The organism is Companilactobacillus allii, assembly GCF_001971585.1.
Classification (GTDB): domain Bacteria; phylum Bacillota; class Bacilli; order Lactobacillales; family Lactobacillaceae; genus Companilactobacillus; species Companilactobacillus allii.
In genome coordinates this window covers 673,365-690,928 of the sequence record NZ_CP019323.1, presented here as the reverse complement: position 1 = coordinate 690,928, position 17,564 = coordinate 673,365, and the positions used below count along the sequence as shown (strand labels likewise).

At 33.3% G+C, this 17,564-nt stretch carries 17 protein-coding genes; 9 read left to right on the top strand and 8 right to left on the bottom strand.

All coding sequences use genetic code 11. From position 1 onward, the window contains the following. Nucleotides 1-51: 51 nt before the first annotated feature. The 4 genes from BTM29_RS03280 to BTM29_RS03265 all read right to left on the bottom strand — a co-directional run bounded on the left by BTM29_RS03280 (nucleotide 52) and on the right by BTM29_RS03265 (nucleotide 4,373). Nucleotides 52-939: a BadF/BadG/BcrA/BcrD ATPase family protein gene (locus tag BTM29_RS03280; RefSeq protein ID WP_076614142.1), complete on the bottom strand. Its 888-nt coding sequence runs from the start codon at nucleotides 937-939 to the stop codon at nucleotides 52-54. A gap of 19 nt (nucleotides 940-958) precedes the next feature. Continuing rightward, nucleotides 959-1,855: an N-acetylmuramic acid 6-phosphate etherase gene (gene murQ / locus BTM29_RS03275; protein WP_076614141.1), complete on the bottom strand. Its 897-nt coding sequence runs from the start codon at nucleotides 1,853-1,855 to the stop codon at nucleotides 959-961. Between the two features lie 90 nt (nucleotides 1,856-1,945). Then, nucleotides 1,946-3,040, bottom strand: coding sequence for a DUF871 domain-containing protein (locus BTM29_RS03270; protein WP_076614140.1), 1,095 nt, complete (start codon nucleotides 3,038-3,040; stop codon nucleotides 1,946-1,948). 16 nt (nucleotides 3,041-3,056) lie between these two features. Continuing rightward, nucleotides 3,057-4,373, bottom strand: a complete 1,317-nt coding sequence (locus tag BTM29_RS03265; protein WP_120270450.1) for a PTS sugar transporter subunit IIC — start codon at nucleotides 4,371-4,373, stop codon at nucleotides 3,057-3,059. A gap of 215 nt (nucleotides 4,374-4,588) precedes the next feature. Here BTM29_RS03265 and BTM29_RS03260 point away from each other — a divergent pair, with 215 nt between their 5' ends. Genes BTM29_RS03260 through BTM29_RS03250 form a run of 3 tightly spaced genes read left to right on the top strand, consistent with a single transcriptional unit; the run spans nucleotide 4,589 to nucleotide 6,479 of the window. Then, nucleotides 4,589-5,320 carry a GntR family transcriptional regulator gene (locus BTM29_RS03260; protein WP_076614138.1) on the top strand — a complete coding sequence of 244 codons (732 nt, stop codon included), beginning with the start codon at nucleotides 4,589-4,591 and terminating at the stop codon, nucleotides 5,318-5,320. Nucleotides 5,321-5,332: 12 nt separating this feature from the next. Beyond that, nucleotides 5,333-6,127, top strand: a complete 795-nt coding sequence (locus BTM29_RS03255; protein ID WP_076614137.1) for an alpha/beta hydrolase — start codon at nucleotides 5,333-5,335, stop codon at nucleotides 6,125-6,127. Then, entirely contained in the window at nucleotides 6,117-6,479 is a 363-nt protein-coding gene (locus BTM29_RS03250) for a hypothetical protein (RefSeq protein WP_076614136.1), read from the top strand. Before BTM29_RS03255 ends, BTM29_RS03250 begins: the two co-directional genes overlap by 11 nt. A gap of 344 nt (nucleotides 6,480-6,823) precedes the next feature. Here BTM29_RS03250 and BTM29_RS03245 read toward each other — a convergent pair whose 3' ends face one another. Beyond that, a complete protein-coding gene (locus tag BTM29_RS03245) occupies nucleotides 6,824-7,693 on the bottom strand; it encodes an ROK family protein (RefSeq protein WP_076614135.1) in 870 nt (289 codons plus the stop codon). A gap of 83 nt (nucleotides 7,694-7,776) precedes the next feature. Here BTM29_RS03245 and BTM29_RS03240 point away from each other — a divergent pair, with 83 nt between their 5' ends. Next, nucleotides 7,777-8,595 carry a MurR/RpiR family transcriptional regulator gene (locus BTM29_RS03240; RefSeq protein ID WP_076614134.1) on the top strand — a complete coding sequence of 273 codons (819 nt, stop codon included), beginning with the start codon at nucleotides 7,777-7,779 and terminating at the stop codon, nucleotides 8,593-8,595. Nucleotides 8,596-8,648: 53 nt separating this feature from the next. On the opposite strand, the gene BTM29_RS03235 is transcribed toward BTM29_RS03240, so the two are convergent. Further along, complete coding sequence (locus tag BTM29_RS03235) at nucleotides 8,649-9,341, bottom strand: N-acetylmannosamine-6-phosphate 2-epimerase (RefSeq protein ID WP_076614133.1); 693 nt, start codon at nucleotides 9,339-9,341, stop codon at nucleotides 8,649-8,651. Nucleotides 9,342-9,361: 20 nt separating this feature from the next. After that, complete coding sequence (locus BTM29_RS03230; protein WP_076618634.1) at nucleotides 9,362-10,231, bottom strand: N-acetylneuraminate lyase; 870 nt, start codon at nucleotides 10,229-10,231, stop codon at nucleotides 9,362-9,364. Nucleotides 10,232-10,637: 406 nt separating this feature from the next. Here BTM29_RS03230 and BTM29_RS03225 point away from each other — a divergent pair, with 406 nt between their 5' ends. Genes BTM29_RS03225 through BTM29_RS03205 form a run of 5 tightly spaced genes read left to right on the top strand, consistent with a single transcriptional unit; the run spans nucleotide 10,638 to nucleotide 15,918 of the window. Then, nucleotides 10,638-11,381 (top strand): sugar phosphate isomerase/epimerase family protein, encoded by a 744-nt coding sequence (locus BTM29_RS03225; RefSeq protein WP_076614132.1) that lies wholly within the window; start codon nucleotides 10,638-10,640, stop codon nucleotides 11,379-11,381. Further along, nucleotides 11,378-12,571 carry a cation:proton antiporter gene (locus BTM29_RS03220; RefSeq protein WP_076614131.1) on the top strand — a complete coding sequence of 398 codons (1,194 nt, stop codon included), beginning with the start codon at nucleotides 11,378-11,380 and terminating at the stop codon, nucleotides 12,569-12,571. The genes BTM29_RS03225 and BTM29_RS03220 overlap by 4 nt, the downstream gene beginning before the upstream one ends. Continuing rightward, nucleotides 12,568-14,082 (top strand): sodium:solute symporter family protein, encoded by a 1,515-nt coding sequence (locus tag BTM29_RS03215; protein WP_076614130.1) that lies wholly within the window; start codon nucleotides 12,568-12,570, stop codon nucleotides 14,080-14,082. Before BTM29_RS03220 ends, BTM29_RS03215 begins: the two co-directional genes overlap by 4 nt. Before the next feature lie 18 nt (nucleotides 14,083-14,100). Beyond that, complete coding sequence (locus BTM29_RS03210; RefSeq protein WP_076614129.1) at nucleotides 14,101-14,919, top strand: alpha/beta hydrolase; 819 nt, start codon at nucleotides 14,101-14,103, stop codon at nucleotides 14,917-14,919. Between the two features lie 21 nt (nucleotides 14,920-14,940). Then, nucleotides 14,941-15,918 carry an acetylxylan esterase gene (locus BTM29_RS03205; RefSeq protein WP_076614128.1) on the top strand — a complete coding sequence of 326 codons (978 nt, stop codon included), beginning with the start codon at nucleotides 14,941-14,943 and terminating at the stop codon, nucleotides 15,916-15,918. A gap of 356 nt (nucleotides 15,919-16,274) precedes the next feature. Here the strand turns inward: BTM29_RS03205 and BTM29_RS03200 are convergent, their stop codons facing one another. Next, a complete protein-coding gene (locus tag BTM29_RS03200; RefSeq protein WP_076614127.1) occupies nucleotides 16,275-16,940 on the bottom strand; it encodes a Fic family protein in 666 nt (221 codons plus the stop codon). Between the last annotated feature and the right edge of the window lie 624 nt (nucleotides 16,941-17,564).

Sequence of the window (17,564 nt, the reverse complement as noted above, 5' to 3'; positions counted from 1 at the left end):
AATATCAAAAAGGCTATTAAATGGAATTCAAAATTCCGTTTAATAGTCTTTTTATTTCGCATAAATCACTGCAATCGCATTATTGAAATCAGATTCTACTGGTAAAATATTAATTTCTTGGTGCTCACAATTTATTTTTTTAATCAAAAGTTGTCGATAATAACTACTCTTTTCAACCACAGAACCAGAAAAAGCTAAGTTCAATGTTGATTTCTGCCAATCAGTTTTATTCATAGCAAGATTGATCTGATCAGCCAATCCCTTAGTAGCAGTTTCAACAATACTTTGAGCAACTTTATCACCGTCTTTTGCTTCTTTTAAAACAAATGGAGTGAAATTAGCTACTTCTTTTTTATTTAATTTATAAAAAATACTAATCAAATCCGTTATATTCTTAGCTCCGATTTCCTTTAGAAATGCCTTAGAAAAATTAGATATTTCATCTAAATCAGTTTCTTTAGTGACTTGTTGAAACGCTAATTTACTTATCTGATAACCACTACCCTCGTCTCCAAGTAAATGTCCCCATCCACCGACTCGAACAGATCTGTTATCAACTATGCCAGTTACGACTGATCCAGTGCCAGCAATTGCCACCAGGCCATTTTGTCCCTTTAATCTAGCAATCAAAGCTAATTGAGCGTCGTTAATTATTTTAATATCCAAATTGGGAAAGTCTAACTCAGCAATCAACTGTTCAATTTCATTGAAGGCACTTAATCCAGCAATTCCGATTAATATTTTGTTACAGTCTTTTTCATTTAAACTCTGCGTGATTGCTAATATAGCTGCGTGAATATTCTTTACAGCTTCAGTTGGATCAACAGCCAAATTTGCCGGTCCTTGAACACTTTTCCTCAACATATCAGCATGTTGATCATAGGCAATTGCAACTGTATGAGTCCCACCACAATCAATACCGATAGAAAATTCTGTCATTATTATTTCACCTCAAATTTTAATTGATTGCTCCACGAACGAATCCCTTAGAATCCTTAAGCTTTTTAACAGCATCTTCCGCTGAAAAATCTGTCAAAGCCATAACAATAGCAACTTTAACATCTTTACCAGAATCTAAAAATAACTGAGCAGCTTTCTTATCATCAACCCCAGTTGCTAAGGTAATAATTCTCTTAGCTCTCTGGACTAGCTTCTCATTAGTAGGCTTTACATCGATCATTAGATTTTTATATACTTTACCAATTTTTATCATTGATGTCGTTGAGATCATATTTAATACCATTTTTTGTACTGTTCCCGACTTCATCCTTGTAGAACCAGATAATACTTCCGGACCAGCATTTACTTCAATGGCAATATCTGAATACGAACTAATCTTGGCGTTTTTATTACAGGCTAAACTTACCGTGTGACTTCCTTTTAATTGGGCATATTTCAAAGCTCCAATTACATAAGGTGTACGTCCACTAGCCGCAATTCCCACTACTGTATCGTTAGCGGTCAATTTGATGTTTTTTAAATCAGTTTCTCCGAGTTCATATGAATCTTCAGCACCCTCGACAGCATCAGTCATAGCTCTTTTGCCACCGGCAATTAGTCCTTGTACCATTTCTGGATCAGTTCCAAATGTTGGAACACATTCAGCTGCATCAAGTACACCAAGTCTTCCGCTAGTTCCTGCTCCCATATAAATAAGACGTCCATTTTTTTGAAATGAATCTACGACTGATTCAATCGCCTTAGTTATGTTCGGAATTTGAGACTTAATACTGTCACTGATCTTACCATCTTCCTTATTAATAAGTCGGACTATTTCTTCTGTAGACATCTGATCTAAGTTAGTGCTATCTGGATTTTGTTGCTCTGTCGTTAACGAATCGATTTTATCATTCATATCTTTTTCCCCTTAATATAATTATACAATTGAATTACTGTCTAAAAAAAATAGGAGCATTCTACCAGACGATAGCATGCTCCTAAATTCTTATGGCTTAAAAGTTTCAAATCGGAACTTCATCCAAGGCTTAATATAAGGAATCAAAAATTGCTCAACTTCAGCCACATGCCCAACAACATTCTTGTGTTGGTCGATATTTGGCATTGCCTGTTTAACAATATTCACTTCTCCTTTATATTGACCGAAAGAATCATTACCAATTGTAATATCTCCTGGATGTAATTCTTCAATCGTATTATTAGCAGGAATACTCTCATTCTTATACTTAAGTTTAACAAAAGTGGATCTAACACTATAACTGTTAATATCACCACGATAGAAATGTTGATAATTCAATAAAATATCTTTTTCAATTTGTGTAACATTTGAAGCAAAATCAACTGCTAAACTCAATTGATCTTGATTTATTTGACTCAATTTTTTCAATTCAGTCTCACTAGCAAATTGATTACTAATTAAAATATCATCAATCAATCCGGTAGCTAAAAGATGTTTGGCTTGAACCTCAATTGGCAAGTCTCGATGCATCTCCAAAGTTGGTAATCCGTCATTGAATGGATGCGGACCAGTTGTTGCTACTTGTGAAGTTACAAAAGCAGCTGTTCTTAATCCTAGTTTCTTATATTTGGCACTACATTTAGTGAAGAAATCTAGGTCAAGTCCTGTGAAACGTTGTGGATAGAAGTTGTGACAACCGCTCAATCGCTTATTGTTGGGGGCATATGACATAATATTTTCAATATTACCTGCGTCTGATGACAGATTAAGTTCAATATCAAGTCCTGAATCCTCAAAGCTCATTAATGATTCGGTTAATCCATCAAAGTTTGCATCTAGACGAATAGCACTAGCTCCAATTTCTTTGAACAATGTTAAATTATGATAATCAACTCCTAAAACTCCAAATAATCTAGGATTAACATCTAAAGTAACTCTCATTTTCAAATCATTGGCAACGGTAAAAATCTTTTTGAATTGTCCTAATACCTCATCCTTATTATCTGGAGTTACCTCTAAAAGACTCGCAAAGACCCGCTTAAATCCGTATTTTGCTGCTAACTGTAGATAAGCAATATTTTCTTCAGTAGTAGCTTTATTGGGATAAATTGAAATTCCTAACATCTAATTAACTCCCTTATTATGCAGTGGCTGCAGAAGCATCAGCTTTTTTTATATCTTCTTCAGCAGCAAGTTGTTCTTTTTTCAATTGATTCTTATCCCAAATCTTAAAGAATGGGTAGTAAATAGCTAGAGCAACAAGAATATTAATAATATTCAAAACTGCCGCTCTCCAATCAAATCCTGTGGCCATAAATGCACCAATAGGCCCAGGTAATGTCCATGGAACTAAGGCAATTGTTCTATTAACCAAGTGAGTAATTGTAGCAAACCAAGTTATAATACCCATTGCAAGTGGAGCAAAAACAAATGGAATAGCAAAGTATGGATTCATAACAATAGGAACACCGAAAATTACAGGTTCATTAATGTTAAAAATCGATGGAACTAGTGTAACTTTACCCATAGTCTTACCAAAACTAGACTTTGAGAAAAAGGCTAATAAAATACACAACGAAAGCGTTGCACCGGCACCACCAACATAGACGAACCATTGGAAGAATTGCTCAGTCATATAGTGAGGTACTGTTGCGGCTGTAGCACCTTTGGAAAGTGCAGCCATATTTGCATTTAAGTTCGGATACCATAATGGCCAGAATATTGGTGTTGCTAATGCGGCACCATGAATACCAAATAACCATGCAATATCTGTCAAAAGAATTGGCACAATTACAGAAGCTAGATTATCACGTCCGAAGTATCCAAGTGGACTGAATATCCATTGTAAAAATGAATTGATATCGAAATTAAATCCGATATGAATTGTCCAAGCACCAACGATTAAAATTGTTGCTGGAATCAATGCTGAAAATGAAGCAGCAACTGCGGGAGGTACACCATCTGGTAACGTAATTACCAGGTGATGATCTCGACATAGTCGAGTTACTTCTGCTGTCAAAATGGCAGCTAACATAGCAGTAAATAATCCAGCCGCACCGAAATTAGTTAGTGGAACGACTGTAGCAGCGGCTTTAAGACCTAATGCCTTAAAAGCAGCTGGAGTTGTTGTAATTGGTTTAACCGCTAGTAATAAGAAGATCATTACTGAAACGGCACCAGTTGAAATCTTGTCAAAATCATACTCTTCAGCTAAACGACCCGCGATAGCAAAAGCAGCATAAATTGACATGAATCCCATTGAAAAATTAATTGGAATTGCTAAACCTGCTGCATATGGTTGAATAAATGTCTTCCAAGCATCAATTGGCATTTGTGTAAGAATCGTGAAAAACGATCCAACAATGGCAACTGGAATGATGACAGCCATACCATCACGAATAGCACGTAAATAACGATTAGCTGCAATCTTACCCATTATTTCAACGGTCTTTTGCATCCAAGGTTTTTGCTGTTTATCCAATATTTCCATCCCCTTTAAATATTAAGAAATTTGTCTTGCTCAATCCAAGTTAATGCATTAAGCTTAACCAGTACCAAGCGTAACATAGAACAATCCAAAAGTTTATCGCTTGCAAGACTTGTTTAACAATAAATTGTTTTTATTTTCAATAAGTATATACATTTAATGCATTAACCTTAAAAGGAGTCATCATGACCAGTAAAAAGGAACCAATTTATAAAACCATTTTTAACTCATTAGTACTAGAATTAAATTCTACAAAATTCAAAAAGAATGATCCCTTCTACAGTGAAAATGACATTCGCACAAAATATCAAGTCAGTTCCACTACTGCTGTCCGGGTTTTAAATACTCTGGCCAGTGAAGGTTATATTCGTCGGGTACAAGGACGTGGCAGTTTTGTCTCTAAGTTTAATCGTGGAACTTCCGTAAAAATAACTGATACCCACATCTATGATCCAAACAATGAACAAGTGGCAGTATTAATTGCAAACGATGCTATTAATCCACCACTAAAAGCTAATTTTAAAAATACAGAAACTTGGTATTTTGAGAGATTACGTCAGGTTAATAACGCCCCTTTTGAGTATTCAACCTCTTGGTATGCTAAAAATCTAATTGATACTAATGACATTAAACATCCCAGTAAGATCAATTCAATTTATGCCTTAATCAACAAAGAAGCCAATTTAGATATGTTACAGCAAGAGTTCAGCCAAAATTATTCAATAGTACCAATATCAAATCAAAGAGTTGCTGACTACCTTCATGTTCCAATTAATACAATAGTCGTTAGAATTGAACGCTGGGTTTATAAAGAAGATGTTAATTTGGAATATACAATAAGTTACTTACTAACCAACTATTTTGGATTACATATTATGAGTGACAATAAATTCATAAATCTTAATACATTTAATTAAGGAGGTCTTACTTTGTCGATACATATTAATAATTTTTATTCAAATATCTTAAAAAGATACGTCGAAACAAGAGTTATCCTACCGGAACCCATGGATAATGATGGAAATGTTTTACCTGAATTTACTAAAGGTAATAAAAAGCTTCCGACTATTTGGTTATTACATGGCTTGGGTGGTGATTCTTCTATCTGGTTACGAAGAACCTCTATAGAACAACTTGCCACTCAATACCAAGTGGCAGTCGTTATGCCACAAACTGAACGAGGATTTTACACAAACATGTTCCAAGGACCGAATTATTGGGACTTCTTAACGAAAGAATTACCTGATAGAATGCAGTTCATATTCCCTCTCAGTACCAAAAAAAGTGACAATTATCTAATCGGTAATTCCATGGGTGGATATGGAGCTTTACGATGGGCTCTAACCTTTCCTGAAAAGTTCAATGCTGTTGCGGCCTTATCACCAGTAACAAATTTGGCGAAATTCAAAACAGAACAAGCTAAAACAATGCCCGATTTCGACCTAGCTTTTAATTCAGATGAATTGAGTGGAAGTAATATAGATATTGAATATCTATTAAATCATCTTGAAGATTCCTCTTCATTAAATGTTCTAATAACAACTGGATCTGATGATATCTTAAGAAATATGGATCAAGCGTCTAAATCACAATTTTCAAACGTCTTTAAAGACAATTTCACTTGGCGAAAGGATCCTGGTCAACACAATTGGACTTTATGGAATAAACAACTACCAATAGTTATGAAATGGTTATTTAACAAAGGAGAGCAATATGCTAACTAAAACAAAACATTATAATTTAAAGAAACAAACTCTTTATGCACTTATCCCCCTCTTGGTTTCATTCCTAATATATCCACTTTTACCTGACAAGATTTATGTACCAACTGCTACTACTGATCTTTCTCCTTGGGGAATAAAATCAAATATCTTTGTTTATCCATTATTCGGCCTAATATTATGGTTAGGAATATTAGCTTTCATTTACTTCAATCGCTTACGCGAACGTAATTTGGATAATATTCATGAATCCTATCGTCCACTAGAAAGCTACTATATTCTAGGTGAAAAAATAATTATCGTTCTTACTACTGCAATGGTCTTCGTTGAATTTATAGTTACATTACTCAATTAGTTATAAACAAAAAACCTCACATCAACTAAAGATGTGAGGTTTGCTTTTTCAAAATATATATCAGGGGGGAAATATATTTTATGTGTATATATGCTTTTATGAGGGGTTTCATTTAATTTAAGGGGGGATTAAATGAAGTTTTATTTATAGGGATTAATATATGTTTTTAAGGGTTTTATCTATTTTGTGTAATTGTTATTTTTTAGAATTTATAAGGGTTGTTGCCAGGTTTACCGTTTCATTCGTTCACCTCTTTGTTATTTGACTATGCTTAAATAATAACGTTAATTTATGAATAATTAATTGGGAAATTACGAATAATTCTATAACTATTTGTGAAGATATTATGAAATAAATTTTGATACTGCTCCATAAATCTGTGCTTTATCAGTTAATTTAGCTATCTTTAATTCCGTTTTGAATAACCCCTCAGGAATCATCTTACTCATATGATCATGCAACAGTTTAAGTAAATAATCACCTTGCTTTGAAACCGCACCACCAATTACCAGAACTTCAGGATCATACAGTAGCACTATATTAACTAGCCCTTTTGAAACTTCTTCTGCCCAATCATTTATTATTCTCAAATATGGTTGTTTATCTAATTTAGCAAACTCAAATGCGTCAATAACTCCAGTATCATATTTCTCTAAATTATGTTGTAAAGTAAGTGTTGATGCTCGTTGCTCATAATTGGTCTTTGTTTTATCATCATACAATGTATATCCTATTGAATTTGCATAGGCATGAGAACCACTTAACAACTGATCATTATTTAAATATGCACCACCAATACCTGTACCTAGAGCCACACAATATGTAGAATCACTATTTTGTGATATTCCGGCTAGATTTTCACCTAATAATGCTGCATCAACATCGTTTACTACAAACACGCTTAATCCTGTTTGTGCCTCTAAAGTACCTTGAATATCTGTTCCTTGGTAACCAGGAATAGTTGGACCTGCATAAAGAATTTTACCATCTTTGACAATTCCTGCTGTACTCACACCAATACCACTTAGTTCATGCTTTTTTTGAACATCCTTTGTTATCTCTTGTAATTCAGTTAAGATATAACCATTAATATTATGTTTGGTTTCAGTACTACCAAAATCAACTACATTCAATTCGTTATCGACAATTCCATATTTTATAGTTGTACCACCAATATCAAAAGCTAAAAATAATTTATTACTCACAATCTTCATCCCCTATTATGTTAATATTTATTAGATAAATTAAATACGATATTTATTACTGTATACTATTGGTAAATAATGAAGGAGTTAAAATGGATACTTTAAAATTAGTTGAAGAAAAATTGCCGACTCTTTCTCGACAAGAACGAAAAGTTGCTATGCGTGTGATTCAAGACCCTGACAGTGTTAAACAAATGAGTATTAATACATTGGCAAAAGCAGTTGGTGTAAGTAATGCAACCATTACACGTTTTGTTAAAAAAATGGATTGTCATAATTTCTATGACTTTAAACTAAAGCTAACTGAAAATCATTCTACAAATTCAAATAAGGTAGAAAAAGGTTCTATTCCTGATGAGGTATTCAGTTTCTATAAACATGTTTTGAATGACACCTGGGAAAGTCTTGATGTTACTAGTCTTCGCACAATTGTTGACTTAATATCTAAGTGTAATAGAATCTATATCTTTGGAATAGGCAGTTCCGGATATACAGCTCAAGAAATGACGCAGCGTCTACTCAGAATGGGTATAGCAGCATTTCCAATGACAGAGAGTCATATCATGTATATAACAAGTGGAATTATGGGTAAAAATGATATTATCTTGGCCTTATCCACATCTGGTAATACAAATGATCTAAACAGGGCTGCTCAAGCTGCCCAACTCAATGGTACTAAAGTAATTGGAATTACTGGTATTAAGAAAAGTCCACTATACGAGTTAAGTGACTATCCAATTTTAGTCAAGAATAGTAATTTTGTAGACAATACTCGTTTCATTAACTCACAATTTGCTATTACATATGCACTAGATATCATAACCACAATGCTATTGGAAAACAAAACCTATAGTGATCGTATGAATCATACTGTAGAGATGATTCTTGATAATAAATTCAGAACTAAATAGTGACAATAAGACCTAATATTTGCATCGCAAATATTAGGTCTTATTTGTTGTAACTAAGCATTAACGGTATTAATAAACTTAGTTGCTATTTCTAATGGTCTTGTTATAGCACCACCTACAACTACAGCATGACAACCTAGATCTATACAGCGACGAGCTTTTTGTGGTGTATCCACCTTACCTTCAGCAATTACTGGATGCTTTGCAACTTCCAAAACTTCCTTCAAATAACTGAAATCATCATCTGCAATATTTAGTCCTTCAGTGTCAGGTGTATAACCATGCATTGTTGTACCAATAATATCAAAGTTTAGTTCATTGGCTTCTTTTACATTTTCAATTGTTGCAGTATCAGCCATTAACAATGTATCAGGGAATTCCTTACGCATTTGTTTGACAATATCTGCTAGCTTCTCACCATTAGGCCGAGCTTGACCAGTTACATCACAAGCAACAACCTGTGCGCCTGTACTGGCTACCGCTCTCATTTCTTTAATAGTAGGAGTGATATAAACGGGTGAATCTTCATAGTCCACTTTACTCAATCCAATAATTGGCAAATTAGTCTCATCTTGAATTGCCTGAATATCAACAACTGAATTGGCTCTAATAGCTACTGAACCTGCCATTTTTGCAGCTCTTGCCATTCGAGACATAATAAACGAACTGTGCAGTGGTTCATCAGATAGTGCTTGGCAAGAGACAATTAATTTTTTATTTACAATACTTAAAAATTCATTTTTCATAGCATTATCTCTTCTTAGTTTTATTTTAAATAATCATTGTAGATTTTTTCTGCTCCGGCACGCATTTCTGGAGTTGGTTTAGCCATTGGTTCCTTTGTAACTCCAGCATGAACACCCATTTCATTGAATACTAGTTTCAATGATGGATAGATATCGTTTTTAATCAATGCAGTGATCAAGTCATTACTTTCCTTTTGAAGTTGACGAGCTTTTTCAATATTACCTTCGTCAAATGCAATCATCTCAGCCTTAGCACGTTTTGCATTTAAGTTATATGTTGAACCAATTGCACCATCAACACCTAATGCCAATGCTGGCAATAACATTTCATCGAATCCAGATAGAATCAATTTATCAGGGAATGTATTACGTACTCTTTCTAATAGGTAGAAATCAGCATTTGTATACTTGATACCAATAATCTTTGGATTTTCGAATAATTCTCCGAATTGTTCCATTGATAGTGATACTCCAGTAAGTGCTGGGATTGAATAAATCAACAACTTATTATCAACGCCCTTTAAAATTTCATTATAATAATGTTTGATTTCTTCAAATGTGTAATTGTAGTAGAAAGGAGTAACTGCTGAAATCTTTGGATATCCCAAATCAGTAACGAACTTAGCTAATTCTTTAGATTCATTCAAATCTAGAGAACCTACTTGAGCAATCAAGTCAACTTGGTCTTTTGCTTCATCAATAGCAATTTCAAATACTCGTTTCTTTTGATCATGATTCATATTGAAGTTTTCACCAGTACTACCACCAACATACAAACCATCAACCTTATTTACGTCAATATTGTAACGAACCATTTCTCTTATTCCAGCTTCGTCAATTGAGCCGTCATCGTTAAATGCTGTCATTAATGCAGAATATAGTTTTTTCATTGTTAACCCTCGATTTAAATTTATTTTTATTTGTAATAGTAGCCAATCTGCAACCGCTGTCATTAATATACATCCTGATAATAAATATTGCAACCCATTTTTATGATAATAATTATCAAACAAGCCAATAAATCCTGTTAAATAGGTTTTACTTAAATAATAAACAATTTTTATCTTATCTAAATGTACCTATAGATAATCATAAATTAGATTCAGTTAAAGTAGCATATGTTATAAATTACCATATATTATAAAAGAAAAAATAATTAACAAAAAAGCGTTTACATCGTTGATATATCGTGATATATTATTTCACGTAATAGTTATTCAATCCAACCAACCGCTGCTAATGAACACATAAAGTGTTTATTAGTGACGGTTTTTTTTGAAAGGTGGAGCAAATAATATGTTGGTCTCAATTAATACAGCAGTTTTCTCAAATGAAGTACACTCCGGTAGTTCTCAATTTTCTTGCCTAAAAGAATTGGTTAATAAACCTATAGATAATATCGAAGTTCGTGGTGAATTTTTTGATGACAAAACAAAAGATGACGAACTGAATAAAATTGACGAGCTATGTCAGCAAAATAATTGGAAGTTCTTCTATTCAATACCTGAAGAGTTATTCCAAACAAATGTAATCAATAATAATCTAATTGAATATTTAAAAATGGCCGATAAACATAATATTGATCATTTGAAGATAAGCATGGGTGATTCTTCAAATATTACCCAAAATCAATTAAATGACCTAACGAAACTTCTCAAACAATTTAAAACAAACGTAACTATTGAAAATCAACCTAATGATAATGGCACTATAGAAAACTTCACAGAGCAGTTATCAAAACTGAAAGAAGCAAAGGTTCCATTAGGATATACATTCGATTCAGGTAATTGGTATTGGATATATGAATGCCCAAGTAACGCATTTAGCGTTTTTAACAATGATATAACCGTTTTCCATTTAAAAGATATCAAAGATAAAGAAACAGTAATGCTAGATACAGGTGCAACAGATTGGAAAAATATGCTATTAAAGTTATCAGATGAAATTCCAGTTTTCTTAGAATATGAAATATCACCTAAACACTTGGATGAACAAATACAACAAGTTAACGAAATCCTATCAAACAGAGTTAAATCATGACCTACCTTGTCCAACTTGTTATTATCCTAGCTTTAACAAAACTAGGTGCACATCTATCAAGCATATTAAATTTTCCAAGTGTAATCGGTGAGTTATTAGTTGGTATTATTGCTGGTCCAGCCGTACTCCATATCCTTGTTGGTACCACATTTGTAAATTACTTTTCAGAGATTGGTGTCATAGTTTTGATGTTTATCGCTGGATTAGAGGGGGATCTTTCATTACTAATGAAGTATTGGAAACCTGCTTTAACCGTAGCAGCGTTAGGTGTCATTTTACCCACTATCTCTGCAGCAATGTTATGCGCTTTGTTCTTTAATTTTGCATGGACAACATCAATTTTTATTGGCCTAGTTCTTAGTGCAACATCTGTTAGTATCTCTGTCCAAGTTCTTAAAGAGATGGGACGACTCAATACTAAAGAAGGTGCAATAATTCTTGGAGCCGCAGTGGCCGATGATATTATCTGTGTCATTTTACTAGGTATCTGCGTTGCTTTCTTTGGATCATCTGGTAGTAGCAATCAACCATTATGGTTAATGATCTCTACTAAATTACTTTTCTTTATCCTTATGTTTGTTCTTGGAAAATGGTTTATTCCACCATTTATGTCATTTTTCAGCAAATTAAAAACTAGTGAAAATGAAGCAACTGGTGCATTGATTCTTTGTTTTGGATTTGCATCTATCGCCGTTGCACTTGGAATGAGCGATGTACTAGGAGCATATTTTGCTGGAATTGCTTTATCAGAGACCTCTTTCAAGAGAAGTTTAGCTTTAAAAATAGAGCCCATTGGTTACGCAGTATTCATTCCTGTGTTCTTTGTAAGCATTGGACTAAATATAAGTTTTAAAGGATTACAAAGTGACCTTGCATTTATTATTTCACTTATTGTTATCGCCATCATCGGTAAGCAAATCGGTGGTGCATTGGGAGCGAGACTATTCCACTTAACTTGGAGTGAATCCAATATTGTTGGGGCCGGTATGGTCTCTCGTGGTGAAATGGCATTGGTCGTTGCTAATGTAGCTCTAGGTGCTAAGTTAATTGATTCTAATCACTACACAGCAATGATAGTGGTAACAGTTGTAACAACCATAATTGCTCCATTAATATTGAAATTCTTTATTCAAAGATCCGCAAAACAAAATGAAACTGTAGAAAATATACTCAATGAGGTGAAAGTATGACAAAAGTCGGTTTTGGTACTTTAAACTGGGTTGTCTTAGTAGTTTATCTGTTAGCAATGCTTGGGGTTGGTGTTTACTTTACAAAGAAGTCTAGTAAGAACACCGATGCGTTTTTTAAAGCAAAAAGTAGTATTCCAGCATGGGCTGCTGGATTTAGTATTTACGCTACAACTCTTAGCGCTATTACTTTTATGTCCACTCCAGAACAAGCCTACTTGAAGGATTGGGCTTATGGTGTTGGTTCATTAAGCATCATTATTATTGTTCCAATTTTAATTAAATATTATGTTCCATTTTTCAGAAAGCTTCAGGTAACTACAGCTTATGAGTACCTTGAAGAGCGTTTCAGTCCCATTATTCGTGTTATTGGTTCTGCATTATTTATGCTTTACCATATTGGTCGTGTAGCAATTGTTATCTACTTACCTATTATTGCTATCACAACGGTTTCAAATATTAATCCAATTTTAATTGCCTGTGTTGTTGGTGGATTATGCATAATTTATACATTCATGGGTGGTATCGAAGGTGTTATTTGGAGTGATGTTATTCAAGGATTCTTACTACTTGGTGGTGCACTATTAGTTGTTCTTATTGGTGGATTTTCAACCAAGGGTGGATTCGGTACAGTTATCACTGACGCCGTAGCTAACCATAAGATTCTTTCATCACAAGATATGAATATTGGAGATTTAACTAGATTTCTACCTCTAATATTCGCTGGTCAATTCTTTAATACAGTTTATCAATACACTGGTAGTCAAGACGTTGTTCAACGTTATCAAACTACTGCTTCACAAAAAGAAACAAACAAGTCCCTATGGACAAATGCCTTTCTTGCATTAATTACAATTCCTCTATTCTTTGGTATGGGAACAGTATTATTCAGCTATTATAAAAATACCGGTTCACTTCCAAACAACTTTAATACAAGTGCCTTAGTTCCCTACTTTGTTATTACAAAAGTACCTGCTGGTATTGCTGGATTGATTATCGCTGGTATTTTTGCCGCTGCTCAATCTACAATTGCTTCAAGTTTAAATGCTATATCTTCATGTTTTGTTACAGATTTCAAACAACGTTTCTTTGACCACAAATGGAAGAATATCTCCGATGTTACACTAGCTCGTATCGTTATTATCATCACCGGACTATTTGGATTAGGCATGTCAATTTACCTATTGATTGGTAATGCATCTAAGACTTGGGATCTATTCCTTACTGTTACTGGATTATTCGGTGTTCCTATCGCTGGTGTATTCGCAGTTGGTATCTTTACAAAACGTGCTAATTCATTTGGTGTTATTTTAGGTTTGATCTGTAGTATCGCTGTAACAGTCTATGTTCAACAAACTAATGATTCATCATTAATTGTTGCCACAGTTGCATTCATTACATCATTCTTATTCTCTTACATAATTAGTTTCTTTGCTCCTAAAAAATACGTACACAACATTGTTGGTTTAACCGCATCAACGGTTAATGATAAATATGTTAAAGAAACACATTAAAATATGAGGTTATTTTAAATGTTACAAAAGAAAATAAGCTTAAACATTAAACCAAATAAACAATTCAGTATTGATTTATTTATTAAAAAACAATTCGATGAAATACCCGATCCTAGAAATTGGCCATTGATACTGATTTTTCCCGGTGGAGGATTTGCAGCACTTGAAGAACGAGAATCCGAACCTATTGCAATGGCATTTCTGGCGAAAGGATATCAAGTGGCTATTGTAAAATATCCATTAATGAATAAAGAATCTTTCTATCCTAATGCAATAATTGCTGGATTGGAAACCATTAAATATTTTAGAAAAAATGCTAAAATATTTAATATAGATGAAAATAAAATAATCACTTTAGGGTTCTCCGCTGGTGGCCATTTAGTCGCCCTCTTGAATTCCTTAAGTGATGAAGATAAGTCTAAACTAAATTTCAATAATCTTAAAACTGCAAACGCACAAATATTAGCTTACCCTGTTATAAATTTGAAAATGGGATTTCCTAAAAATATTAAAGATGTACAAAAAATTAGCCCTGAACAAAAATACTGGAGTGCTGAGGAAATGGTTAATCCATTGACCCCACCAACTTTTATCTGGCATACAATGGCCGATAAAGTTGTACCGGTTAAGAATACTCTCGCTTATGTTGAAGCTTTAGCAGACAAAAATATTCCATTTGAATACCATGTATTTAATACCTTTCATACCGGAATTCATGGGATTGGATTAGCATCTTTTGCTACCCAAAGATATCAACATGATGAGGATATTAATGATAGGACTGCAATTTGGTTGGACTTAGCCGACTCTTGGATACATCAAACATTACTTAATTAATATCGAAAGAAGTGGATCTCAGTGCAAGATACAATGTCATTAGAAGATATGAAAACATATAAGGGACGTCAGAATGTACCTAAAGATTTTGATGAGTTCTGGAACAACAATATAGAAAACCTCCCATCAACACCTAAATTTGAACTAATTCCTAAAGACTTTAATTTGCCCAACGTTAACTGTTTTGAATTAAGATTTGAAGGTACTAATGGCGGATCTATCTACTCAAAATGTGTGTTTCCTAAATCTATTAAAAAAGTCCCAGTCGTATTCAATTTCCATGGCTACATGGGACAATCATCAGATTGGTCAGTACTCTTACAATATTGTGCCGCTGGACTTGGCGTAGTAGCGATGGATGTTCGTGGTCAATCTGGTAAATCTAATGACAATTCAAATTACTCAGGTAATACGGTTAAGGGTCACGTAGTTCGTGGTGCAATCGATGGAAGAGACAATTTGTTTTTTAAAGATGTTTACTTAGATGTTTATCAGTTAGTCGAAATCATCGCTGGACAACCATTTGTTGATGAAAATAAACTATCTAGTTATGGTGGTTCTCAAGGTGGTGCTCTCTCAATCGTTGCTGCAGCCTTGAATCCAAGAATAAAACTGACAATTGCAATTTATCCATTCTTATCGGACTTTAAACGTATTCTTGAATTAGGTGATCAAAGTGAACCATATGATGAGTTCTTCAGATATTTTAAGTTCTCAGATCCTTTTCATACTACAGAAGAAAAAATTTTGAATACACTATCCTACATAGATATCAAAAATATGGCACATCGTATTAAACATCCAGTTAAATTAATAACTGGATTGGAAGATAACGTATGCTTCCCCTCAACTCAATTTGCCATGTTCAATCGTCTTAACTGTGACAAAGAAATGTTTACCCTTCCAGAATACGGTCACGAAGACTTACATGTTCATGTAAATGACTATGTAATGAACTGGTTGAGTGGTTCAAATATTGAAATAAAAACACAAATATAAACAAAAAACCTCACATCGTCTAAAGATGTGAGGTTTGCTTTTCAAAATATATATCAGGGGGGGAAATATATTTTATGTGTATATATGCTTTTATGAGGGGTTTCATTTAATTTAAGGGGGAATTAAATGAAATTTTATTTATAGGGATTAATATATGTTTTTAAGGGTTTTATCTATTTTTGTGTAATTGTTATTTTTTAGAATTTATAAGGGTTGTTGCCAGGTTTACCATTTCATTCGTTCACCTCTTTGTTATTTGACTATGCTTAAATAATAACGTTAATTTATGAATAATTAATTGGGAAATTACGAATAATTCTATAACTATTTGTGAAGATTCTGTGAGGTTGGATTGTTTAACGGTCTATTCCGTAAATACAATTGTCATACGTCCACTGCAATAGCTCACCTAATTCGTTGGTATTATAATACTTCGTCAATAACTCGTTGAATTCTGGCATCTGCTTTTCGTTGATATTCAGGATTCCAATTCCATTTCTGATCATATAGTAATTAGCGAATAGTATAGACGTTCTTTTATTTCCGTCCCAAAAGTATTGGTTCCTCATCATTGAATACATCAATTCAATGATATTTTGAGTTTTAGACTTTTGCTTGTTCCTCAAATGAGTGTCGATATCATTGGCTAATTCTTCTTCAGTCGGTATACTAGGTTGATATTCAACTCCCCCAATTTGGATTTCACCTGTTCTAATTCCACCAGGATCAAGTGAATCATCCCTAGCAACTATTCCATTAATTGTCTTAGCAACTTCATCGTCGATTTCTTTGTTAGAATTAATAACAAATTCCCAGCCACGTTTCAAATTAACAATTACGCCTATGCTATCAATGCTGATACCAGCGACACTCATTCCTTCAACAATTGTCTTTGTTTCAGGTAGTGTTGTATTAACACCTTCAAATTTCGAATTAGAATGTATCAATGCAACAAAATTCTTTTTGGCAATAAATATATTTTCCTTGTCAGTTAATCTATACTTATCCTCGAATTCAGCCATAACTATCCTCCACAAACTACTTTGTCTTCTATAATTTCATTATACAAAACAAAAAGGCTCGCGTCTTCCGGCACGAGTTCCTTTTCTTATTATTTACATGATCTATTCTCTCTTTCTGATAATTTGATGTTCTTAAAATTCTTTTAAAATATATATCGGGGAGGAAATATATTTTTACTTGTGTATTGTATGAGGGTTGTTTTAAATAGGGATTAAATAAAAGTTTTTTAATTTATAGGGATTTTAATTTTTAAGTTTTTATCTATTTTATGTTTAAAGGATGTTTCTTTTGATATTTATCATTACCATTCGTTCACCTCTTTGTTATTTGACTATGCTTAAATAATAACGTTAATTTATGAATAATTAATTGGGAAAGTACGAATAAATCAATAACTATTTGTGAATAATTTGTGAGGAATTGTAAAATCAATCTGTCATAAAGCCGTTCAGGACAATATATATGGCATTAAGGATATTTTTAAACAATATTTATTTCCAAATGTTACATTAGATTTGGTTAAGGAAGCAGTAAAGTCAAAAATAATCATGAATCTAGGTAAAAATAATGTTGAAATTTGGAAAAAAAGTTAATTTTAGACCGTTATTAATAAGTATTCTAAT